We start from the raw sequence: 22,021 nt of genomic DNA on the forward strand, positions 1-22,021 counted from the left end.
GCGACGGACGCGGGCCCACGGCCCGGACTTTGCTCCGGACCGCCCCCGAGCCGTCCCACGGGCTGCGCGTAATCTGGCGATCATGTTCATACTCGAGCTGAGCTACACCGCCCCGCTGGACCGCGTCGACGCGCTGCTCGACGCCCATGTCACCTGGCTCAACCGTCATTACGAGGCCGGCGTCTTCATCGCGTCGGGCCGAAAGGAGCCGCGCGACGGCGGGATCATCCTGGCTGTGGGCGACGACCGCGCCGCCATGGAACGGCTCGTCGCCGACGACCCCTTCCTCGTCAACGGCGTGTGCGCTTACACGATCACCGAGTTCATCGCGACCAAGGTCGCCCCCGAACTCGCCTCGTACCAGCAGACGTTGCCCGTCTAGTCCGCATACGCCCGCATGTGGCCGGTACGCACCGGGCCAGTCCGCGAGCGCTCGTCCAGTGCGTAAGCGGCCGCCCGCCGCGTGAGCGCTTCTCTAGTCCGTGAGCCGCGCCACCCGGCCCTGCTCGCCGGCGGCCCAGCAGCCGCCGTCGTGGGCGCAGTCGACCGTGTCGTACGAACCGGTGTCCACCGTGGTCCAGGTGCGGCCGCCGTCGCGGGTCACGTCGGTGCCGGTCGGTCCGACGGCGAGCGCGGACGCCCGGGTGTGCGGGAGCCAGGCGACGCCCGAGCGGTAGCCGGCCACGGGCGTTGCCGCCGGGTCCCAGTGCCGGCCGCCGTCCCCGGTGACCGCCGCTGCCCTCGGTGAGGGCTGTCCCGCCCGGTAGTCGCCACCGACCGCGATACCGTGCGTACGGTCGCGGAAAGCGAGCCCGAACACGCCACGGGCCGGGTCTCCCGCGTCGATGCCCGCCTCCGCGGCGGTCCAGGTCAGGCCCCGGTCGCCGGAGTGCAGCACGCGTCCGGTGGCGCCGCCTCCCGTGGCCAGCCACACGTCCTTCGGCCCGGAGGCGACCAAACACTGGCCGCTCGCGGCGAAGCCCGCCTCGCCTGGCTCGGCGGCCGGCATCCCTTGGCTGGGCAGGACCTTCCAGGATCGGCCGCCGTCCGCGGTGGACAGGATGCGGTACTTGCCGTCGACGGGGTCGCTCATCGCCAGGCCGTGCCGGGGGTCGAAGAACGTCAGACAGTCGTAGAACGCCTTCGGGTCGGTGTTGCGAAACGATTCGCTCCAGGTGTCTCCGCCGTCCTCGGTGCGATAGACCCGGGACGCCTCGCCCTCGCCGATGGCCAGCACCACGGCGCGCCGGGCGTCGAACGCCTCGACGTCGCGGAATTCGAGACCGGCCGCGCCGGGCGGGGAGACGTTCTTCCAGGTGCGGCCGCCGTCCAGGGTCCGCAGGACCGTGCCCTTGGTCCCGGCCACCCAGGCGGTGGACCGGCTGACGGCGGCGAGCCCCCGGAAGCGGGCGTCACTCGCGGTGTCCTTCATCTGCCAGCCCGGCGTGCGGTGTTCGTGTGCCTGGGCCGGCACCGCCAGCGCGGCCGCGAGCGCCAGCGCGCCCGCCCCCACCGACAGCATGCGTCGCGTCTTCCCCATGGACCTCATGGCGTCGGAAGCTAGCCCAGCCCCACTCGCCCGTCCAGAGTGCGTACGCCACGGGTCCCCGGCGACCGAGCGGCGGGGCGTAAGGCAATCGCGCACCGCTCACTGAAGCCCACCGGGGAACGAGGGGCAAAGAGGAGCGACGAGGGGCAATGAGGGGCCAGCCGTTGAGCCATACGAGACGCGAGTGATCCAGTGTGGCTGGAGTGATAGGGGGAACCAGCGCCATGACGACCAATGTGCTTCGCGCGCCGCGCGTTGACGGTCGGCAGTGACGCAGGTCACGTGAACCTCCGGTGCACGCAACGCTGCGTTTCGACGTCTCTCCGGGCGGCAGGAGAGAACCCCCGAGGCTGAGGGAGCAGGGCTTTGTCCACCGTCATCGAGCAGCCCGTCCAGGTACGCCTGATCGCGTCCGCGCCCCGCATGGAGACCGTGCCCGCGACACTGCGCTACGACCCGGACGACCCCTTCGCCGTGCGGATGGCCTTCCCTGCTCCCGCCACTCTGGAAGGCACCGACGTCTCCTGGGAATTCGCCCGCGAACTGCTCGAAGCGGGCGTCGACGCCCCCTCGGGGGTCGGCGACGTACGGGTGCGCCCCTACGGTTATGACCGCACCGTCCTGGAGTTCCACGCCCGTGAGGGCGTCGCCATGGTGCACATCCGCACCTCCGAGGTCCGCCGCTTCCTCCAGCGCGCCCAACTCCTGGTGCCGGCCGGCCGCGAGCACCAGTACCTCGATCTGGACAAGGACCTGGCCGTACTGCTGCGCGACGCCTGCTGAACGGATCCGCCGGGGCCGGCGCTCCTCTCCCGCACCGTCTCCGATCCTGCCCGGCCGGGCGGTGCCACGGCTCCCCGGATATCCTCGATCTCCCGGCTTTCCCGGCTCCTCCCCGCCTGGCGCCCGGCCCGCCGACGTCGGCCGTTAAATGGTTTGCCCGGACTCCGGGGGGCGGCGTACGTTCGTGACTGGCCCTGTTGTCGTCGAATGGAGCAGGACGTTGCTCGTCTGAGGCCCTGAGACACCGCCACGCGCACTCCCTTCCGTGCGGCGCGTCCGGTGTGACCTCTGCCTCCGAGCCATGTCCCTCACACGACCAGGGCCTTCTTCGTGCCCTGAGCGGTGTCTCAGAACCCCCGTTGCCCGCATTCCTCTTCCCCGCAACCGGGAGACCCGCATGTCATCTTCCCCCCTCCAGATCAGCTCCCCCGCGCTGTCCTTCGCGTGGCCAGACGGCACGCCCGTCTTCGAGGACCTTCAGCTCGCCGTCGGTCCCGGCCGCACCGGCCTCGTCGGCCTCAACGGGTCAGGTAAGTCAACCCTGTTGAAGCTCGTCGCGGGCACCCTGACCCCGAGCTCGGGGTCGATCAGGACGGCGGGCGAGGTCGGATACCTGCCGCAGAACCTGGTCCTGGACACCACCTCACGGGTGGACGAGGCCCTGGGCATCGACGCGGTGCGCGCCGCGCTGCACGCCATCGAGGGCGGCGACGCGGACGAGCGGCACTTCGAGACGGTGGGCGACGACTGGGACGTCGAGGAGCGCGCCCGGGCCGCACTCACCCAGCTCGGTCTCGGCGCCATCGGCCTGGACCGCACGATCGGTGAGCTCTCGGGCGGCGAGTCGGTGCTGCTGCGCCTGGCCGCACTGCTGCTGAAGCGCCCCGATGTCCTGCTGCTCGACGAGCCGACGAACAATCTGGACCTGCCCGCCCGGCGACGCCTGTACGACGCCGTCGACTCCTGGAACGGGGTACTCGTCGTGGTCAGCCACGACCGGGAGCTCCTGGACCGGGTGGACCGCGTCGCCGACCTGCGCGATGGTCAACTCGCCTGGTACGGCGGCAACTTCACGGCGTACGAGGAGGCGCTGCGGGCCGAACAGGAGGCGGCCGAACGGATGGTGCGCGTGGCCGAGGCCGATGTGCAGCGCCAAAGGCGTGAACTGACCGAGGCTCAGGTAAAACTGGCGCGGCGTCAGCGCTATGGGCAGAAGAGCTACGACAACAAGGTGGTGCCGCGGATCGTCGCCAACAACCGCCGGCGCGAGGCGCAGGTGTCGGCGGGCAAACACCGCGCCATCCAGACCGAACGCCTCGACCAGGCGCGCGAACGCCTCGACCATGCGGCGGAGGCCGTACGTGACGACGAGGAGATCCGGATCGAGCTGCCGCTCACCACGGTCCACCCGGGCCGCCGGGTCCTGACCCTGAGGGACCTTCGCCTTCCCTACGGGGCGCGGGTGGAGGGCGAACTCGATGTGCGCGGCCCCGAGCGGATCGCGCTGGTCGGGCGGAACGGAGCGGGCAAGACCACCTTGCTCAGAACGCTCGCCGGGCAGCTGGAGCCGGTGGCGGGCGAGGCGGAGGTCCATGTGCCGCTGCGCTTCCTGCCCCAGCGTCTGGACGTACTCGACGACGCCGCGAGCGTGGTGGAGAACGTGGCCCGCCATGCCCCCGGAGCCACCGACAACGCGATCCGGGCGCGGCTGGCCCGGTTCTTGTTCAAGGGGGCGCGGGCGGAACGGCCGGCGGGGACCCTCTCGGGCGGAGAGCGCTTCCGGGCCGCGCTCGCCGCGCTGCTCCTGGCGGAGCCCGCGCCGCGGCTGCTGATGCTGGACGAGCCGACCAACAACCTGGACATGGCCAGTGTGAGCGCTCTCAAGGCCGCGCTCGAAGCCTATGAGGGCGCGCTCGTCGTGGCGAGCCACGACGTGCCGTTCCTGGAGTCGATCGGCGTGACCCGCTGGCTGCTGCTCGACGGGAAGCTCACCGACACGACGGCGGAAGCGGTCAGGGACGGCCTGGCGGTGCGCTGAGCCGGGCGGGGCCCGGGGGGGGTGCGTCGAGCCGGGCGGCGCCCGGGGGGGTGCGCTGAGCCGGGCGCGGCCCGGGGGGGGTGCGTGCGGTGCGCTGAGTCGGCCGCTGTCGGCCGGTGCGTGGAGCAGGCCGCTGTCGGGGCGTGCGCTGAGCTGGCGGCCGCCGGGCAGTGCGCCGAGTCGGCCGCCACCTGGGGGCGCGCCGGGTCCGCCGCCGCCCGGCGGCTGTCACGGGGCGGGGGCGGGGCCCGGTTGGGTCGCACACGATCCGGCCGGGCCCCGCGCGCGTCTTGTTTCCGCATGGGCCCAGCGCGTGTTTCGCTTCACAGGAGCCCTCGTTCGAGAAGGTGACTTGCCTCTCCTCCGGCCCCGCCTGCCTGCGCCTACAACAGAACGTAACCGGACGAAGGGAAGGACGGACTTGGCTGGGGCTTACGGCCGCCTTAACCTACGGTCTCGTAACCTACGTATGCGTAGGTACGCCTGCCGTCCCCCTTTTCCGTCCCCCTGGAGCACCCTCGTGACGATCACTTCTCCCCACCTCGGCAGTTCGGACGCGTGGACTGACGCCCGACTGCTGTTCGCGCTGGAAGAGGTAGTCGAAAAGGAGCTCAACCGGCACCTCAAGGTCGCCAAGGACTGGATGCCGCACGACTACGTGCCCTGGTCCGACGCCCGAAACTTCCCCGGCCTCTTCGAGGACGGCGAGGCCTGGGACCCGCAGCAGTCCAAGGTCACCGACATAGGAAAGATCGCCCTGGTGGTCAACCTGCTCACCGAGGACAATCTGCCGAGCTACCACCACGAGATCGCCTCGCTGTTCGGCCGCGACGGCGCGTGGGGCACGTGGGTGCACCGCTGGACCGCCGAGGAGGGCCGGCACGGCATCGTGATGCGCGACTACCTGCTCGCCTCGCGAGCGGTGGATCCGGACAAGCTGGAGCAGTTCCGGATGGCGCACATGAGCGAGGGCTTCGAGTCCGACAACCGGCACTCGATGCTGCACTCGGTCGCCTACGTCGCCTTCCAGGAGCTCGCGACGCGCGTCTCGCACCGCAACACCGGCCATCAGTCGGGCGACCCGGTCTGCGACCGGATGCTGGCGCGCATCGCGACCGACGAGAACCTGCACATGGTCTTCTACCGCAACCTGCTCGGAGCGGCCTTCGAGATCGCCCCGGATCTGACGATGCAGTCGGTGCGGGACGTCGTCGTGAACTTCCGGATGCCCGGTCACGGCATGCCCGGCTTCGAGCGGGCGGCGGCGCAGATGGCGATCGGCGAGATCTACAACATGCGCATCCACCACGACGACGTCCTTCAGCCGGTGCTGCGCTACCTCAGGGTCCTGGAGATCGACGGGCTCGGCCCCGAGGGCCTGAAGGCCCAGGAAGAGCTCGGCATGTACATGGGTGGGCTGGACTCCGAGGCGGCCAAGTTCGACGAGAAGCTGGCCGCACGCAAGGCGCGGATGGCGGCTCGTCGCTGATCTTCCGAGGGCGCTGCCGGGTACACGGCGGCGCCCTGGGGTGCGTCGGGACATGCGTCCGGGCGTACGTCCGGGTGCGCCGGGCGGAGGCCTGGGCAAGCGCTGGGGCAGGCGTTCGGGCGGGCGGACGCCGGGAAGGGCCAAGGGCCAGGGCAGGTGCGCGGGCGGGCGCCGGGGTGGGCGCCGACGCATCCCCGAGAGCGCTCTCAGCGCTGCCGGGCGCGTTGCAGGTCGAGCCGTTCCCGCTCGGAGAGGCCCCCCCACACTCCGAACCGTTCGTCGTTGGCCAGGGCGTACTCGAGGCAGGCTGTGCGCTGCTCGCAGGCGCCGCAGAGCTGTTTGGCCTCGCGCGTCGAACTGCCCGGCGCCGGGAAGAAGAACTCGGGCCCGGCCTGCGCGCACAACGCGTTCTCCTGCCAGGCGAGTTCCGTGCCGGTGTCGATGGTCTTGTTCAGCATGTCCGCCACGCTCCCGGGCGCCGATCAACGTCCGGTCAACGAACGGTGAACGCCGACGTCGATCACCCCGGGGGCGCGGTCGGCGTCGCGGGCCGTATCGACCCCGCCGCGCCCGACCCGGCGCCGCTGGGGACCCGGCACCACTGAGGCCTCCGCGGGAACGTCCGCCCGGCCCGCGCCCGACCCGCGGTTAGGACGCCGCCGAACTCGTGACAAAGGCGATGCGCGCACCGAACGGATCGGCGATCCTGCCCAGCCGCCCCACCCCCGCCACGTCCATGGGCGCCATACGGACGGTGCCGCCGAGTTCCCGCGCCCTGGCAGCCGTCGCGTCGGCGTCGTCCACCTCGATGTACGGCATCCAGTAGGCGCCCGCCTCGGCCTCCACCGCGTCGTTGTCCAACGGAACCATGCCGCCGAACATGGAATCCGGCCCCGCGGTGGCGGGGTTGACGGTCGTATAGGTGCCGCCGGGGAAGGGCACCTCGGAGGTCTCCCAGCCGAACACCGCGTGGTAGAACCCGGTGGCCGCCGTGACGTCCGGGGTATACAGCTCGACCCAGCCCAGAGTGCCGGGGTCGCCGGCCGCCTCCATGCCGTTCATCCGCTGCGGCTGCCAGGCCGCGAAGCCGACGCCCGCCGGGTCCCGGAAGAAAGCACTGCGGCCGAGCTCCATGACGTCGATGGGGGGCGCGGTGACGCTGCCCCCGGCCTGCTCGACGGATCGGGCCGTGGCTTCGATGTCCGAGGTCTGGAAGTACACCTTCCAGGCGGGCTCGCCCTGCCCGGGGGCGGCCGCCATGCCGCCCGCGACGGTCTTGCCCCCGGCCTGGAACGTGCCGTACCCGCCGACCTCAGGCCCGCCAGGCTGAAAAGTCCAGCCGAACACGCCCGCGTAGAAGGCCGCCGCTGCGTCCATGTCCGGTGTGCCGAGATCGAACCAGCTGGGAGAGCCCGTGACATAACGGGTGGTGAGCATGATGAGCTCCTTCGTGAATCGTGAGCTCCGTCGGGGATCCCGTTGTCCTGCCATCTTGAGTCTTGTACCGGGGACTGACAATTCGGTACGGATGGGTCGGGGGTGGGGGCGGGTGGGGGCTGGGAGCTGAGGGGGCTGAGAGTGCTCCCACGGTGCCCCCGGGCCGAGGGTCGGCGGGCTGGCCCAACCGTTGAGAGCGCTCCCAACGGGACCGCCGGCCCGAACTCTCCCCGGCCTGGCGCAGCCCTGAGAGCGCTCCCACCACGGCCTCACCCGCAGTGCGCCGACCGACCGACCCAGCGGTACCGCCCGCCGCCTAATCACCACCCGTAACGTCGCCTCTGCCCGCAGCCTGGGCATCGCACGCCTGCCTGAGAGCGCTCCCAGCGCCCGGGCCGTCCTGGAGACGGTAGTGGCACAGGACTTGGTGGCCGCGCTCAGCGACGAACGCAAGGTGCCCATCGGCTCCTCCGTGTTCACCGACGCCGACACCAAGGAACGCGGGATGGGCTCGGCGGCCTTCGCGCCCGCCTCGCCAGTCCCGGCCGCCCGACTCGCCTCCGGTCCGCACGGCCGCGCTGACGTGCTGCCCGAGTGACGTGCTGCCCGACTGTCGTGCCGGGGTGCCGCCGTGTCCGTGTCGGCGAGCTGCCGTGCTCAGGTGTCCTTGGCCGGGCTCTTGGCGGTGTCCTTGGCCGCGCGGCTCGGCTGCACCCGTTTGGGCTCCCCCGGCATCTTGGGATAGTCCGGCGGGTACGGCATGTCGCCGAGCCGGTGATCGCGCTCGTCCCGCTCCGCGAGTTCCAGCAGCGGCTCGAGTCCGAAGGCGTGGTCGTCCATGTCCGCGTGCAGATCGCCGAGTTCGGCGTAGCGCGCGGGCATGGACCGCAGGTCGAAGTCCGTGGGGTGCACGTCGTCGAGTTCGTCCCAGCGCAGCGGCGCCGAGACCGGGGCGTGCGGCTTGGGGCGCACCGAGTAGGCGGAGGCGATGGTGCGGTCGCGCGCGGTCTGGTTGTAGTCCACGAAAATCCGCTCGCCGCGTTCCTCCTTCCACCAGGCCGTGGTGACCCGGCCCGCCATGCGGCGCTCCAGCTCACGCCCGATGGCGATGGCGCAGCGGCGCACCTCGGTGAACGTCCAGCGCGGCTCGATGGGCACGAAGACATGGATGCCCCGCCCGCCGGACGTCTTCGGCCAGCCAGTGATGCCCAACTCACCTAGAAACGCCCGCAGTTCATGAGCAACGGGGACGGCGTCGTCGAAGTCGGTCCCGGGCTGGGGGTCCAGGTCGATACGGAGTTCGTCGGGGTGGTCGGTGGCTTCGCGCCGTACCGGCCACGGGTGAAACGTCAGGCACCCGAGCTGCGCGGCCCACACAACGGCGGCCGGTTCGGTGGGGCAGATCTCGTCCGCGTGCCGTCCGCTCGGGAACTCGATCCTGGCGGTGGGAATCCATTCGGGGAGGTTCTTGGGGGCCCGCTTCTGAAAGAACGACTCGCCGTCGACCCCGTCGGGATAGCGCTCCAACGTGGTGGGCCGGTCGCGCACAGCACGGGTGATGCCGTCGGCGACGGCCACGTAGTACCGCGCCACGTCCAGCTTGGTGTAGCCGGGCTCGGGAAAGTACACCTTGTCCGGATTCGAGAGCCGCACGGTCCGCCCGCCGACCTCCAGCTCGATCGCCTCACCCTTACCCATGCAGGCCACGGTAGGCGGAGGGCGACAATGCCGCATATCGGTAAGAATCGACTGCATGGATCTCCCGGTCATGCCGCCCGTCAAGCCGATGCTCGCCAAGTCCGTGGCGAAGATTCCGCCCGGGATGCAGTACGAGGCGAAGTGACCGGACGTGCTGAGTGAGCTGGTACGACAGCGCAACCGCCCGACCTCCAGGGCACTTGCAGGGCACACGACCCCAGAACTTCGGGCAGGTCCACCTCGACCAGGGCGGCCAGGATGGCCTTCGTCGCGTTCGCAGCTGCCTCACGGCCGTCCCGGTACGTCTGCATGCCCATGGTCGATGGGGTCCCCGGCAGCGTGCTCGCGGACCCTCGCGGCCTGCTTGGCGGCCTGGTCGATGTCTCCGGCGCCCTCGGCGGCCTTGGTGCTCCGCCACTCGGTCTGACACGTCCCGCAGCCGGGGGCTGGGGCACAGTCCAGCAACCATGCGCTGAAGCCACCGGCAGCGATGCCGGTGGCTCTTGGGTGGTCTTGTGGCGCTTCGCGTCTCCCCGGGCGTTCTCAGCAACGGGAGCCCGACGGTAGCGAAAGGGGAACGGCAGCGCCCACGAAGTTGCACACGGTCGCACGCACGCGTGGACAGCCTTGACGCCCAGACTGGACGCCGTGAGGCTGCTGCGGCCGACTGCAACCCGGCTCGACTTGAGGAGGGGCCATGCGTCTACGGTTCGCAGGAAAGGACCCGGAGTCCGGAGATCACGGCTGCCCGGCGGTCTGGGTGGATGAGGAAACGCATGATCTCGTCGTTCAAGGCGCGACGGCGGATGCCGACACGATCGCCCGGACCGTCAAGGACAGTCCGCTCCCCGCCCACGAGAGCGTGGTACGGCTGCCGCAGCGCATGTTTCCACTGCTGAGGGAGGCACTTGATGGCGCAGAGTCTGAGTAACTTCACCGACTTGATCCAGTCGGCAGAGAGGTCCGCCGTTCATCTGGAGATGCGTGACGTGTACGCCATCCCGAACGAGGACGAGCGCTTCGCGGCGTGGCGACAGGGCCACCGGATCGACCCGGACGACCGCGAATCATGGTGGCGTCCCTGGCTCGACGTGGTGCAGGAGATCACCGACAAAGGGGTGCGGCTGCGTCGGGCCCGGATCGTGAGCGAACCGCCCAGCGAGTACATCCGCTACGAGCACTCATTCACCTTCACCAACATCGCAGCGGGCGAGGAAGTCCGCTGGCTCCCGCGCCGGTTGGCGTCTGGGCTCGCTCTTCCCGGAAACGACTTCTGGCTGTTCGACGGCAAGCTCGTCCAGTTCAACGTGTTCGATGGCGATGGACATTGGGTCCACACCGACCAGACCGACGACCGGACAACAGCCGGCCTCTGCACCGACGCCTTCGAAGCCGTCTGGGAGCTGGCCACGCCGCACGACAAGTACACCGTCTGAGAAGACCAGTTCATGCCCACGTCGTCGCTGTCCACCGCCCAGGCTGCCCGCGCGGCCATCGCTGCCCAACTGGACGGCATACGGCGAGATGCCGGGCTCACCGGGCATGAACTGGCCGTGCGGTGCGGCTGGCACAAGTCGAAAGCCTCCCGCATCGCACGGGCCAAGACAGCCCCCTCCGATGCCGACATCCAGGCCTGGTGCCAAGCCTGCGGAGTGAAGAACCGGGCGGCCGATCTGATCGCCGCGTCCCGAACCGCCGAGTCCATGTACGTCCACTGGCGGCAGCTCCACCGGGACGGGATGCGGCGGGTCCACGAGAGGACCGTTCCCCTGTACGAGCGGACAGCCCACTTCCGCGTGTACGCCTCCAACCTGGTCCCGGGGATGCTCCAGACCGCCGACTACGCCACAGGGGTCATGCAGTCCATCACAGCGTTCCAGGGCACTCCCGACGACGTGGCCGACGCCGTACAGGCCCGCCTCAACCGATCCCGCGTCGTCCATGAGGGCAACCACCGGTTCGGGTTGCTGCTCGAAGAGGCCGTTCTGTACTACCGGGTGTGCGATGGCCCCGAACTGGCCGCACAGCTTCGGTACCTGCAAGAGGTCATGTCTCAGCCGAACATGTCCCTGGGGATTATCCCCTTCGGGGCTCGACGTGCGGTCTGGCCGCTGGAAGCGTTCTACGCGTTCGATGACGCCCAGGTGGCTGTAGAAACCTTGACGGCAGAGGTGAACATCACCGCGCCTGGCGAAATCCATACCTATCTGAGGGCATTCGCTGTACTGGCCCGGTCCGCCGTTTACGGGGCAGCGGCGCGTGACCGTATCACTACAGCGCTGGCAGCTCTGATCAACCACCCATGCAGCTGAATGTCCTTTCGTGCGTGTCACGCGTGACGATGCCATTTGCGCCATGGCCTCAGTGAGCCCGCCTGCGGTCGCCCTGGGCGCGCACCCGGCGGAAAATATTGACCGACGCAAACGGCCACCTCTGATCTGGCTCAGCCAGCACGCCCTGGTTAGCCGTTGAGCAAGGGGGCTGAGTAGACCATGGGCAGCAAAGACAGGGAGCATTCAAGGGCACAAACCCAGCAGAATCCACCGGAACCCGGCGGGAAGCAGCGGGGAGCAACGGGTGTAATGGGTGTAGCGGGAGAGATTCTGATCACGGACAGTAATAGATAAAGGTGAAGTCTCATGGATCTCCCGGTCATGCCGCCCGTCAAGCCGATGCTCGCCAAGTCCGTGGCGAAGATTCCGCCCGGGATGCAGTACGAGGCGAAGTGGGACGGGTTCCGGGCGATCGTGCACCGGGACGGCGCCGACGTCGTCATCGGCAGTCGCAACGGCAAGCCCCTGACCCGCTACTTTCCCGAACTGGCGGCCGCCCTGGCGCAGCGGTTGCCCGAGCGCTGCGTGGTGGACGGTGAGATCGTCATCGCGTACGAGGGGCGCCTGGACTTCGACCGGCTCACCGAGCGCATCCACCCCGCCGCGTCCCGCGTGAGACTGCTCGCCGAGCAGACCCCGGCCAGTTTCGTCGCCTTCGACCTGCTGGCGCTCGGGGACACGGCGCTGCTCGACACACCTCTGACCGAGCGCCGGGCCCTGCTGACCGAGGCGTTGAGAGCGGTTTCAGCGCCGGTCTACCTGGCCCCGGCCACGACCGACATCGACGTGGCGCGCCGCTGGTTCGACCAGTACGAGGGCGCGGGACTCGACGGCGTCGTCGCCAAGCCGCTCGATCTGCCCTACCGGCCCGACGCCCGCCTCATGTACAAGATCAAACACGAGCGCACGGCGGATGTCGTGGTGGCCGGTTACCGCCATCACAAGAGCGGTCCGATCGTCGGCTCGCTCCTGCTCGGCCTGCACGACGCCGAGGGCGCTCTGCAGCACGTCGGCGTGTGCGCCGCGTTCCCGATGAAGCGCCGAGCGGAACTGATCGAAGAACTCGCCCCGCTGCTCATGACCGATCCCGTGGCCGAGGGCCACCCGTGGGCCGCCTGGGCCGAGGAGGCCGCACACGAGGGCGCACGTCTGCCGGGTGCCACCAGCCGCTGGACCGGCAAGAAGGACCTGTCGTGGGTGGCGGTGCGGCCCGAGCTGGTGGTGGAGGTGGCGTACGACCACATGGAGGGAGACCGGTTCCGCCACACCGCGCAGTTCCGGCGCTGGCGTCCTGATCGCGCTCCCAGCAGCTGCACCTACGCCCAGCTGGAGGAGCCGGTCGGTTACGACCTCGCGGAGGTCCTGTCGCCGGAAGTCCTGACGCCGGGGACCGGTTCGCCGGGGGCCCTTTCGCCGGAGGAGACGGCAGACGGCGAGTGAGCCTCGGGGGCCGACCGGAGCCTTCCCGGGGCTCCGGAAGGCTCCGATCGGCGTCAGGGAGTACGTCAAGGAGAACGTCAGGGAGTAGGCGACGGGCAGCCCGGGCCGGATGGTGGAACGCTCGGGTCCGGCGTCGCGGAGGCCGAGGGCGGCCCGCTGGAGCAGGCCGGCCCGCCGGGGCTCCCCGACAGCGAGGGGCCCTTGGTCGCGCTCTCAGAGGGCGCCGGCGACGGAGACCGACCGGGGCCCTCGGACGACGAAGGCGAAGCCGAGGGCGACGGTGAACCGGAGCCGGAGGGGGACGCGGAGGGCGGATGCGGCGGCAGCGAGGAGGTGGGGCTGCCCACGGGCGGCGTCGGCACCGAGGCCGAGGGCCGCACACCTCCCGGCTGGGGTCCGATCACGATCCCGCCACCCTGCTTACGGCCGTGGTCGGCGTCCATCTGCCCGGCGCTGCCGGCCCCCGGCGTGCTGGGAAGCGCTCCCTTCCCGTCCGGCACGGTATGGGTGCCCCGGCGGTAGAAGTCCAGCCACGACAGGACCGTCCGCAGATAGTCGGCGGAGTGGTTGTAGCTCAGGACCGCGCGCTCCAGGTCGGCCGGGACGGCTAGGTTCCGGGCGTCCGCGCACAGATACACGCCGGCTGCGAGCGCCGCGTCGAAGACGTTGTTGGGGTCCTTCCTTCCGTCGCCATTGCCGTCCTGAGCCCAGGTGGCCCAAGTGGACGGGATGAACTGCATCGGCCCCACGGCACGGTCGTAGTGGTCGTCTCCGTCCAGCGTCCCGTGATCGGTGTCGGCGATGTGCGCGAAGCCCGCGCCGTTCAGCACCGGACCGAGGATCGGCGTGAGGGTGGTGCCGTGCGCGTCGACTCGCCCCCCGCCCGCGTGCCCCGACTCGACCTTGCCCAGGGCCGCGAGCAGTTGCCAGGGAAGATGACAGCCCGGCATCGTGCGTGAGAGCGCTCTCTGCGCCTGCTGGTAGGCGGCGAGCACGGTGGCCGGAATGCCCTCCTGGTCCCACACCGGATCGGACACCGCCGCCCCGGGAGAGTCCTGCGGGGGTGGGGGGGACTGCGCGCTCTGCGAGTCCTGCGGCGAGATGAGTGGCGGGAGTTCCGTGTGGTAGGAGCCGTCGGACGGCGGTTGCTCGCTCGGCGTGACCCCGGATCCGGCAGCCGCTGCCTCCTGCCGCTGGGGCACGGTACCCAGCAGGCCGGGGGCCTGCGAGGCAGTGAGCGCGGCCATCGTGACGGCCGCCACCGCTGTACCGGTGAGGCCCCGCTGAAAGCGCTTTCCTCCGGGCAGCCGGAGCGCGGTGGGCCAGACACCGACGCGCCGTCGCGGGGCCTTCATGATCCCTGCCCGAAGGTGTCGATGCCGGAGATCTTCCAGGTGGAACCGCTGGAACCACTGGAACCGCTTCCGCGCACCACGTCGACGGCGAACATCGCGGCGGCGTAGGACGTTTCGGGCTTCTTGCCCGCCGTCCGCGTGCTGCTCTGGTCGGCGTAGACGAGAACCCGGGCGCGGGAGCCGTCGATCATCTCCACTCCGGTCTCGGTCACGGTGGTCGTCAGCACCAGTTTCTGGTCCTTGCCCTGGGACCGGACGGCGGCCAGCATGTCGTGGTATTGCTGAACCGCCTTGCCAGTCAGCAGAGTTGAGGCCGCTTTGTCGGTGGGGGCGGTGTCCGCGTAGGTGTACGAGAACAACGCGGCGACGGCTTTGGCGGTCTGGCCCTTGACCTCACTGGTACGGGCGGGATCGGTCAGGGCGGCGTTCCGGGCTGCCGGGTCGGAACGCAGCGCCTCGGCCCGGGTGACGGCGAGCCCGCCGAACGCGCCGAACAGGACGACGAGTACGCACAGAACGACGGGTAGGGGGACGCGAGCGACCCGGCGCAGAATCGAGACGACACGTCCGCCGCCTGCCCCGTCGCCGGCCTCTGCGCCAACCTTCCTGGCGGCCTCACCGTGGTCGCCACCTCCGGCACCGGTCGCCGCGCCCGCTTCTTCGCCGACTCCCCTACCGGGCCGGCGTCGCAGGGCGGCGAAGCGGCCGCGTGCCTGAGAGCCCGGGGCAGTCGAAGACATCGGCGACGCCGAGGATGCCGAGGGCTCTGCCCCTGCCCCTGCCCCTGCCCCTGCCCCTGCCCCTGCCCCTGCCCCTGCCCCTGGGACTTTGCCACGCGAATTCCCCTTGCGCGCAGGGGACTTACCAGACTTCACGAGAGATGCTGGGGATATAGGGGATGTAGGAGATTTCCCAGCGCCCCGCCCCGCCTCGGGCGGCGACTCGACTGCGGCTCGGGCGGCGTCGGCGTGAGCCAGGCGGCGTTGGCGGTTGACCAGGTGGCGGGTGGTCGACATGTGCGGCTCCTGTCCGGAGTACGAGAGAGGGATCAGTTGGCCGCGCTGTTGCCGACCGGGGCCTGGCCGAGTGCGCTGAGTTTCCAGCCGCCCGGCGTGCGGGTGAGCTCGCCGAGCATCCGGCTGTCCTTGGCTGCGGGCTGCTGTTTGGGCGCCTGCACCATGATGCGCAGCGCCACCATGACCCGGGCCCGGCCGGCCCGGTCGTCGAGCTCGGTGACCGCGCCGTCGAGCACCTTGGCGGTGGTCACGGTCTGCGCCTGCCGCACCTGCTTCTCGAACTCGCCGCGCCCTGCTGCCAGTTGCCGGTGCAGGTCGCCGGTGGTGGAGTCCTGCCACATGTCGAGACCGTGGGCGAGGTCCTTGTGGTCGAGGGTGGAGAGGTTCTGCACGGCCTGCTCGCCCGCCGCGAGAACCCTGTCCCGGGAGCGGGCGTAGGCGGCGGAGTCGTCGTGCGCGGCGCCGTACCAGGACCAGCCCGCCCACATCGCGAACCCGCCCGCGAGCAACGTGAGCGCCAGAGCGGCGACGAGCAAGGGCTGGATCGTCATGCGTGCCATGTTCTTGGGGCTCCCTCTGTGTGGCGGCTGCGAGGTCTCGGTGGGTGGTGGGCTTGGGGACGAGGGGCGCCGGGCGGCGCCGTCTAACGTGCCTGCATGTCGGTGATCTGCCAGTGCCCGTCGATGTGTTGGGCGGTGATGTGCAGTTGGGCGGCGGCAGCCGTCGCCGGCTTTCCGTCTCGTTGCGCCCGCTGGTCGAGGAAGACCAGCAGCTCCGCCTGGTCGCGAGTCAGCCGCACCACTGCGGCCCGCACCACATGAGTGGTCAGGCTGAGCTTCTGCTCCGCCACGCGCTGCCTCAACTCGCCGAAGAGCGCGGCGTATTGACGTGCGGCGCGCCCGCCGAGCAGGTCCCGCGCCGCGTCCTCGGTGACGCCGGTGTCCTGGGGCACATAGGAGAACACCTTGCCGAGCGTGTCGCTGACGTCCCCGATGACTTGCGTGGTCGCCCCGGCGTCGGTGAGTGCCCGGTTGTTCGCGGCCGGCGCCTCGGTCAACTGCCTTGCCGCGAAGAGCAGTCCGCCACCGCCCAGGAGAAGAATCAGGACGCAGGCGAGGACGAGCACCCGACGTGGACGTCCGGACGGCACGTCGTCGGCGGGGCGGACGCCGTCGGGTTCCATCGGGTCGGCGGGGCGGTCGCCGTCGGAATCCGTCGGGTCAGCGGATTGGGCGCCTTCGGAATCCGTCGGGCCGGCGGGGCGGGCACCTTCGGAATCCGTCGGGCCGGCGGGGCGGGCACCGTCGGAATCCGTCGGGCCGGCGGGGTGGGCGCCGTCGCGGTTCGTCGGGTCGGCGTGCGAGGCCTGGGCCGGGGCCGGGGCCGGATCCTGCGAGCCCGGGCCCGGATGTTCGGGTCCACTCGCTCGTCCGGCGCCCTGGTCCTCGTCGGCTGCCCGGTCTCCGTCCGGGCCCGGGGTGGCCTCCACCTCTGCTGTGCTCACGCTGTCTTCTCCCTATCGCTGCGGGGTCAGGGGGCGGCGACCGGGACCGCGTTGAGTGCCTTCAACTTCCAGCCGGAGTCGGTGCGTTCGAGCGCCGCTTCGAAGCGCTTGCGGTCGGTGGTGGCGGCGCCGCTCTTCGGAGTGAGCCGGACCTGCACGGTCGCGATCAGCTTCGCGCTGCCCGCCCGGTCGTCGAGCGCGGTGAGCGCGGCGTCGGTGACATCGCCGCGTGCCGAGGTGGACGGCTTTACGATGCCCGCCCGACGGAGCTCGTCGTGGAGGGGCCCCGTGGAGGCGTCGAGCCAGGTGCGCAACGCCGCGTCGGGGTGGGCGGCGTCCAGTGTCGAGAGCGCTGCGATCTGCGTACGGCCCGCCTTCAGCGCGGCGTCGCGTGAGGCGGCGTACGCCAGGGACGAGTCGCCGCGCGCCTCGATGTAGGCCCATCCCCCGAACACCGTGAAGGCCGCTGAGAGCGCGATCACGGCCACCACGAGGACGCGACGGAGCCGGACCCCACTCGGAAACCGCATCACGGCCGCCCGTCCTGTCCGGGAGCGTTTCCTGCCGCATCACGCCTCAGACCGAGTAGTCCGGCCAGGTCCGATGGGCCGCCGCCGGGCAGGGCCGGCAGTCCGAGTGCGCCGGGAAGCCGCTCCTGTACGGCCTCGGGTGACTCTCCCGGCGCGGAAGACCGGTCGGCCGCCTGGTACGACCCGGCAGGCAAGGACCCCGGTCGGGCCGGGTCCGGAACCGGCCCTCCGCTCGGGGCATGCGCCGAGCCCCGTACGTCGATGCCGCTGCTCGCCGGCGCGGCACATCGGGCCTTGGTGTTGAGCTGGGGGGTGTCGAGGGTTTCGAGGCCGTTGCGGTAGGTGGTACCGCCGTACCCGTCGGTGCAGGGAAGCGGCGCGAAGAAGGTGGTCGCCATGCCGAGGTGGGCGCCCTTCGCGTCGATGGCGGTGGCGCCGGCGGCGGCCAACGGAGGTACTTTCACGAGTAGTTCCTCAATTCCACGCTGCCGGGTCACGGCCACGTCCGCCGTGGTGAGGAGGTTGGCGAGCACCACACTGAGCTGCGGGTCGAGATCCCTGAGCAGCCCGCTGACCTGCCCGGCGGCATCAGGCGCGGCGGCGATCAGACGGCGCAGATCGGTGTCCGAATCCTTCAGCGTGGCCGCCAGGCTCCGCGCTCCGGACGCGAAGGTCTTGATGGCCTCCGCCTCGTCGGCCTGGGTGCTGAGAACGCTTTCACCGTCGGCGAGCAGCGTCTTCGTACTCGGCAACGCCCTGTCCGCGGCCCGCACGAAGTCGCTGCCGTTGTCGAGCAGCGCCTGGAGGTCGTCTCCGCGCCCTTCGAAAGCCTTGCCGAACTCGTCGACGACCGTGCGCAGCGACTCCAGCGGCACGGAGGCGGCGAGATCGTTCACACTGGTCAGTACGGTGGTGACGGGCGCCGGGGTGCGCGTGTCGGACTGTGCGATCACCGCGCCGTCTCCCAGGTAGGGCGCGCCGGCGGAAGTGGGCCGCAGGTCGATGTACTCCTCTCCGACGGCCGACAGGTTGGCCACCACCGCCTGCAACGCGCTCGGGATGGGCGGCGCCGAGTTGTCGATGCGCAGCTCGGCGACGACGCCGTTGTCGGTGAGCCCGATCGGCCCCACCCGTCCGACCGAGACGCCCCGGTAGGTGACGTTGGAGTGGGTGAACAGCCCGCCCGTCTCGGCGAGATGGACCTTCACCGTGTAGTAGTCGCGGATGCCGATGTAGTGGCCGACGTCGGCATACCGGAATCCGGTGTAGCCGAGCACCAGGACACCGATGACGAGGAACGCGACGTTCTTGAGTCTGGTCGCCAGGGTCAGCATCAGCGCGTACCTCCCTGGCCCCCGAGGGGCGGCAGCCCGAGTGGCGGACTTTCCGTGCCTCGCCCGCCGCCCTTACCGGGATCACCCTGGCCGCTCTGCCCACTTTGGCCGCTTTGGCCTCCCCCACCGCCCTGACCGGCCTGACCACCTTGACCGCTCGGCGTGTCCGGCGCCTTGGCCGCCGCTTTCGGCGCAGTCGACGACGGTGACGTCGGTGACGCCGTCGGAGTGGAGGACCCCGTCGTGAGCGGTGGAATGATCTGCGTGCCGGGCGCGGCCGTCACATCGAGGTAGACGTTGAGGTAGTCGCCCTTGACGCCCCGCAGCACCTCGTCGGTGAACGGATAGGTGAGCAGCACCTGGAGCGAGTCCGGCAGGTCCTTGCCTGAGTCCGCCAGCGACTTGAGGGTCGGTGCGATCGCCTTCAGGTCGGCCACCATGTCGTCCTTGCTCTTGTTGACCGTCGCGACGGCGACCGTGGAAAGGGAGTCCAGCGACTTCAGCATCGTCAGAAGTGAACCCCGTTGATCCTCAAGGACTTTGAGCCCCGGGGAGAGTCCGGTGAGCACCGTGCCGACCTGTTGCTTGCGGGTGGCCAGGGTCGCGGAGAGGCGGTTGACGCCGTCGAGGGCGTCGGTGATGTCACCGCGGTGGCCGTCGAGGTCGGTGACGAGGGTGTTGACGCGCTGGAGCATGGAGCGGACCTGCGGCTCGCGGCCCGCGATGGCCTTGTTGAGCTCGGTCGTGATGGTCTTGAGCTGATTGACACCGCCTCCGTTGAGCAGCATGGAGAGCGCTCCCAGCACCTCCTCGACCTCCGGGTTGCGGTTGGTCCGCGCGATCGGGATGGCGGCGCCAGGACCGAGGCGTCCCTGGGGTGCCTCCTTGGTCCCCTGCGCCGGCGCGGAGAGCTGGATGAACTTCTCCCCCAGGAGGCTGGACTGTTCCAGCTGGGCGTACGCGTTGGCGGGCAGCGCCACATCACCCCGGATCCGCATGGTGACCTTGGCCGACCACCCGTCGGGGGCGAGGGACACTCTGGTGACGCGGCCGACGGCGACGTCGTTGACCTTCACCGCGGCCTGCGGGACCAGGCTCAGCACATCGGCAAAGTCGGCGGTGATGTCGTACGGGTGGCCCCCCAGGTCGGCGCCTCCGGGCAGCGGCAGCTGGTCGAGGCCGGAGAACGACGGGAGCGAGCAGCTGCCGAGGGTGAGGGCCAGGGCGACGACGACCGCGACGCCTGCCCCCAGCGCCGCGCCCCCGCGCCGGCCAATACGCCGCTTCATCCCTGGCCCCCGCTCCTGGCCCCTGAGCCCGGGGACGAGCCGGCTGGAGAGCTGCCCGACGGCTCGCCCGGGCGGCCTGAGGGGGCTGGGCCACCCAAGGGGCCCGGGGTGGCGGAGCTCTTCGCGGTGTCGGCGGACGTCCCGTACACCGTGCCCACGGGGGGAAGCGGCAGCGCTGGGAGCGCTCTCAGACTCGCCTGCGGCACCGGCACGAGCGGCGCGTCGCCGGCCACCGCCGGGTTCGGGGCACGGACGAGGTCGCCCCCCATGCTGATCTCGTTGATGTCGCCGCGCCCGTCGAGCGTGCGGTGCACCGGGTCGTAGGCGTTGAGAGCGTTCCCAGCGGCCAGCGGCGCGGTGTCGAGGGCTTCCGCGAGCGAGGCGCGCTGATCGACCAGGATCTGCGTGAGCGGGGTGAGCTTGTCGACCTCGGCCTTGAGACCGGCGCGGTTGTCCTGGATGAAGGTCTTGACGTCGCCGAGCGCGGTGCCGAGTTCCTTGAGCGCGCCCGCGAGGTTGTTCTTGTTGTCGGCGAAGAACGCGGTGACGTCGGCGAGTTGGTTCTGCGCGTCGCGCACCGCGCCGTCCTTGTTCTTCAGCATCGTGGTGAACGTCTGGAGATAGGACAGCGTGCTGAAGAGGTGGTCGCTGCTGCCGTCGAGCGTCTTGGCGGCCTTGCCGAACTGCTCGACGGAGTCGCCGATCGCGGCGCCGTTGCCGTTGAGGTTGCGGGCGCCGGTGTCGAGAAGCCCTGAGAGCGCTCCCGTCGAGTTCGCCCCGGTGGGGCCGAGCGTTTTGCTGAGCTCGGTCAACGAGGCGTACAGCTGGTCGACCTCGACGGGGGTGGCGTTGCGGGAGGCGGGCAGTTGCGCCCGGTCGGCGATCTCGGGTCCGCCGGTGTACGCGGGGGTGAGCTGGACGTAACGGTCGGCGACGACGCTGGGCGAGACGACGGCGGCCCGCGCGCCCTTGGGCACCTTCACGCCCGGGTCGAGGGTGACCACGACCTTGACCTGCCGGCCCTGCGGGGTCACGGAGTCGACCTCACCGACCTTGACTCCGAGAACCCGCAGGTCGGAGCCCGGGTAGATGCCGACCGCCTGGTCGAAGTAGGCGGTGATGTGCTTGCCGCCGGAGCCGGCGAACACCCGCAGGCCGCCGACCACGGTGACGGCGACGGCCGCGAGGGCCAGCACGATGGAGAGAGCGCGTCGCCGGCTCATGCGTAGCCTCCGTTCTTCGGCGGCATGCAGCCGGTGCCCGGGAGCGACTTCGCCGGGAGGTAGTTCCTGGGGACGAGGCCGCAGATGTAGGTGTCGAACCAGCGGCCGTTACCGACGGTGTTGCCGACGAGCCGGTAGTAGGGGCCGGCCAGCGCCAGGGTGCGGTCGAGACCCGCCTGGTTCTTGATCAGGACGTCCGTGACGCGCCCCAACGCCGCCAGTGTCGGCTCGAGTTGGGCATTGTTGTCCTTGACCAGGCCGGTGAGCTGGGTGCCGAGTCCCCGGGTTCCGGTGAGGAGTGCCTGGATGGCGTCGCGGCGTTGCTTGAGTTCACCCAGGAGGAGACCGCCGTCGTCGATGAGAGTTTCGAAACTGCTCTTCTTCTCGGCCAGCGTCTTCGTCAACTGTTCGCTGCCCTTGAGGAGTTGGGCGAGCTGACTGTCGCGCTGCGAGACGGTTTTGGAGAGCGCCGACAGACCGGACACCGCCGTGCGCACCTCGGGCGGCGAGTCCTTGAAGGTGTCCGAGATCGTCTCGAAGCTCTTGGCGAGCTGAGCGGTGTCGATGTCGCCGATCGTGTTGCTGAGCCCTTCGAAGGCCTGGGTGACGTCGTACGGAGAGGTCGTGCGGGACAGCGGGATGCGGCTGCCCGGGTTCTGCCGTGCGCTGCCGAGCGGGTCGATGGCCAGGTACTTCTCGCCGAGCAGTGTCTTGATGGCGATGGCCGCGGTCGACGCGTCGCCGATCCAGGCGTCCCGCACTTTGAAGGCGACCTTCACTTTGGCGCCGTCCAGGGTGACCGCCTTGACCTCGCCGACCTTGACCCCGGCGATCCGCACTTCGTCGCCGTCGCGCAGCCCGGCGGACTCGGAGAAATCGGCGCTGTAGGTCGTGCCGCCGCCGATGAACGGCAGCGAGTCGGCGTTGTAGGCGGCCAGGCCGATGAGCGCCAGGACCAGCAGCCCCACGAGGCTGACCGCGACGGGGTCGCGTTCCTTCATGG

General features: G+C 70.4%; 21 protein-coding genes. 8 read left to right on the forward strand and 13 right to left on the reverse strand.

Translation table 11 applies throughout. The annotated features are described in order from the left end of the window. Window positions 1–82 precede the first annotated feature (82 nt). Entirely contained in the window at window positions 83–382 is a 300-nt protein-coding gene (locus ACFYM2_RS05655; protein WP_388455968.1) for a YciI family protein, read from the forward strand. 93 nt (window positions 383–475) lie between these two features. Here ACFYM2_RS05655 and ACFYM2_RS05660 read toward each other — a convergent pair whose 3' ends face one another. Then, window positions 476–1,549, reverse strand: a complete 1,074-nt coding sequence (locus tag ACFYM2_RS05660) for an oxidoreductase (protein WP_358993436.1) — start codon at window positions 1,547–1,549, stop codon at window positions 476–478. A gap of 366 nt (window positions 1,550–1,915) precedes the next feature. On the opposite strand from ACFYM2_RS05660, the gene ACFYM2_RS05665 reads away from it, so the two are divergent. From ACFYM2_RS05665 to ACFYM2_RS05675, 3 genes are all read left to right on the forward strand, one after another. Next, window positions 1,916–2,332 (forward strand): SsgA family sporulation/cell division regulator, encoded by a 417-nt coding sequence (locus ACFYM2_RS05665; protein WP_358993439.1) that lies wholly within the window; start codon window positions 1,916–1,918, stop codon window positions 2,330–2,332. 397 nt (window positions 2,333–2,729) lie between these two features. Continuing rightward, entirely contained in the window at window positions 2,730–4,370 is a 1,641-nt protein-coding gene (locus ACFYM2_RS05670) for an ABC-F family ATP-binding cassette domain-containing protein (RefSeq protein ID WP_388833602.1), read from the forward strand. A gap of 520 nt (window positions 4,371–4,890) precedes the next feature. Continuing rightward, window positions 4,891–5,859 carry an acyl-ACP desaturase gene (locus ACFYM2_RS05675; RefSeq protein ID WP_358993445.1) on the forward strand — a complete coding sequence of 323 codons (969 nt, stop codon included), beginning with the start codon at window positions 4,891–4,893 and terminating at the stop codon, window positions 5,857–5,859. Between the two features lie 206 nt (window positions 5,860–6,065). Here the strand turns inward: ACFYM2_RS05675 and ACFYM2_RS05680 are convergent, their stop codons facing one another. Both ACFYM2_RS05680 and ACFYM2_RS05685 read right to left on the reverse strand, forming a co-directional pair. Continuing rightward, the gene (locus tag ACFYM2_RS05680) at window positions 6,066–6,317 is read right to left on the reverse strand and encodes a WhiB family transcriptional regulator (RefSeq protein ID WP_358993448.1); all 252 of its coding nucleotides are present in this window, start codon (window positions 6,315–6,317) and stop codon (window positions 6,066–6,068) included. Window positions 6,318–6,507: 190 nt separating this feature from the next. After that, the gene (locus ACFYM2_RS05685; RefSeq protein ID WP_388833605.1) at window positions 6,508–7,296 is read right to left on the reverse strand and encodes a VOC family protein; all 789 of its coding nucleotides are present in this window, start codon (window positions 7,294–7,296) and stop codon (window positions 6,508–6,510) included. 412 nt (window positions 7,297–7,708) lie between these two features. On the opposite strand from ACFYM2_RS05685, the gene ACFYM2_RS05690 reads away from it, so the two are divergent. After that, a complete protein-coding gene (locus ACFYM2_RS05690; RefSeq protein WP_388833608.1) occupies window positions 7,709–7,894 on the forward strand; it encodes a hypothetical protein in 186 nt (61 codons plus the stop codon). A gap of 59 nt (window positions 7,895–7,953) precedes the next feature. Here ACFYM2_RS05690 and ligD read toward each other — a convergent pair whose 3' ends face one another. Next, on the reverse strand, window positions 7,954–8,994 hold the full coding sequence (gene ligD / locus ACFYM2_RS05695; protein WP_388833611.1) for a non-homologous end-joining DNA ligase: 1,041 nt from the start codon (window positions 8,992–8,994) through the stop codon (window positions 7,954–7,956). Between the two features lie 911 nt (window positions 8,995–9,905). Here ligD and ACFYM2_RS05700 point away from each other — a divergent pair. The 3 genes from ACFYM2_RS05700 to ACFYM2_RS05710 all read left to right on the forward strand — a co-directional run bounded on the left by ACFYM2_RS05700 (window position 9,906) and on the right by ACFYM2_RS05710 (window position 12,767). Continuing rightward, entirely contained in the window at window positions 9,906–10,430 is a 525-nt protein-coding gene (locus ACFYM2_RS05700; RefSeq protein ID WP_388833614.1) for a DUF6879 family protein, read from the forward strand. A gap of 12 nt (window positions 10,431–10,442) precedes the next feature. Beyond that, complete coding sequence (locus ACFYM2_RS05705) at window positions 10,443–11,306, forward strand: helix-turn-helix domain-containing protein (RefSeq protein ID WP_388833616.1); 864 nt, start codon at window positions 10,443–10,445, stop codon at window positions 11,304–11,306. A 327-nt stretch (window positions 11,307–11,633) separates the two neighbouring features. Continuing rightward, window positions 11,634–12,767 (forward strand): ATP-dependent DNA ligase, encoded by a 1,134-nt coding sequence (locus ACFYM2_RS05710; protein ID WP_388833618.1) that lies wholly within the window; start codon window positions 11,634–11,636, stop codon window positions 12,765–12,767. Between the two features lie 77 nt (window positions 12,768–12,844). Here ACFYM2_RS05710 and ACFYM2_RS05715 read toward each other — a convergent pair whose 3' ends face one another. The 9 genes from ACFYM2_RS05715 to ACFYM2_RS05755 form a co-directional block, all read right to left on the reverse strand. After that, window positions 12,845–14,122, reverse strand: coding sequence for a lytic transglycosylase domain-containing protein (locus ACFYM2_RS05715; protein WP_388833621.1), 1,278 nt, complete (start codon window positions 14,120–14,122; stop codon window positions 12,845–12,847). After that, on the reverse strand, window positions 14,119–14,862 hold the full coding sequence (locus tag ACFYM2_RS05720; RefSeq protein ID WP_388833624.1) for a hypothetical protein: 744 nt from the start codon (window positions 14,860–14,862) through the stop codon (window positions 14,119–14,121). The genes ACFYM2_RS05715 and ACFYM2_RS05720 overlap by 4 nt, the downstream gene beginning before the upstream one ends. Window positions 14,863–15,170: 308 nt before the next feature. After that, the gene (locus ACFYM2_RS05725) at window positions 15,171–15,698 is read right to left on the reverse strand and encodes a nuclear transport factor 2 family protein (RefSeq protein WP_388833627.1); all 528 of its coding nucleotides are present in this window, start codon (window positions 15,696–15,698) and stop codon (window positions 15,171–15,173) included. Between the two features lie 83 nt (window positions 15,699–15,781). After that, entirely contained in the window at window positions 15,782–16,642 is an 861-nt protein-coding gene (locus ACFYM2_RS05730) for a hypothetical protein (protein ID WP_388833630.1), read from the reverse strand. Between the two features lie 26 nt (window positions 16,643–16,668). Further along, the gene (locus ACFYM2_RS05735; protein WP_358993471.1) at window positions 16,669–17,172 is read right to left on the reverse strand and encodes a hypothetical protein; all 504 of its coding nucleotides are present in this window, start codon (window positions 17,170–17,172) and stop codon (window positions 16,669–16,671) included. After that, window positions 17,172–18,506 carry an MCE family protein gene (locus ACFYM2_RS05740; protein ID WP_388833634.1) on the reverse strand — a complete coding sequence of 445 codons (1,335 nt, stop codon included), beginning with the start codon at window positions 18,504–18,506 and terminating at the stop codon, window positions 17,172–17,174. Before ACFYM2_RS05740 ends, ACFYM2_RS05735 begins: the two co-directional genes overlap by 1 nt. Beyond that, window positions 18,506–19,795 carry an MCE family protein gene (locus ACFYM2_RS05745; RefSeq protein ID WP_388833637.1) on the reverse strand — a complete coding sequence of 430 codons (1,290 nt, stop codon included), beginning with the start codon at window positions 19,793–19,795 and terminating at the stop codon, window positions 18,506–18,508. Before ACFYM2_RS05745 ends, ACFYM2_RS05740 begins: the two co-directional genes overlap by 1 nt. After that, window positions 19,792–21,018, reverse strand: a complete 1,227-nt coding sequence (locus ACFYM2_RS05750; protein WP_388833640.1) for an MCE family protein — start codon at window positions 21,016–21,018, stop codon at window positions 19,792–19,794. Before ACFYM2_RS05750 ends, ACFYM2_RS05745 begins: the two co-directional genes overlap by 4 nt. Further along, window positions 21,015–22,019 (reverse strand): MCE family protein, encoded by a 1,005-nt coding sequence (locus ACFYM2_RS05755; RefSeq protein WP_388833643.1) that lies wholly within the window; start codon window positions 22,017–22,019, stop codon window positions 21,015–21,017. The genes ACFYM2_RS05750 and ACFYM2_RS05755 overlap by 4 nt, the downstream gene beginning before the upstream one ends. Window positions 22,020–22,021 lie beyond the last annotated feature (2 nt).

Origin of the sequence: Streptomyces sp. NPDC006711 (assembly GCF_042869775.1) — a bacterium.
Taxonomy (GTDB): domain Bacteria; phylum Actinomycetota; class Actinomycetes; order Streptomycetales; family Streptomycetaceae; genus Streptomyces.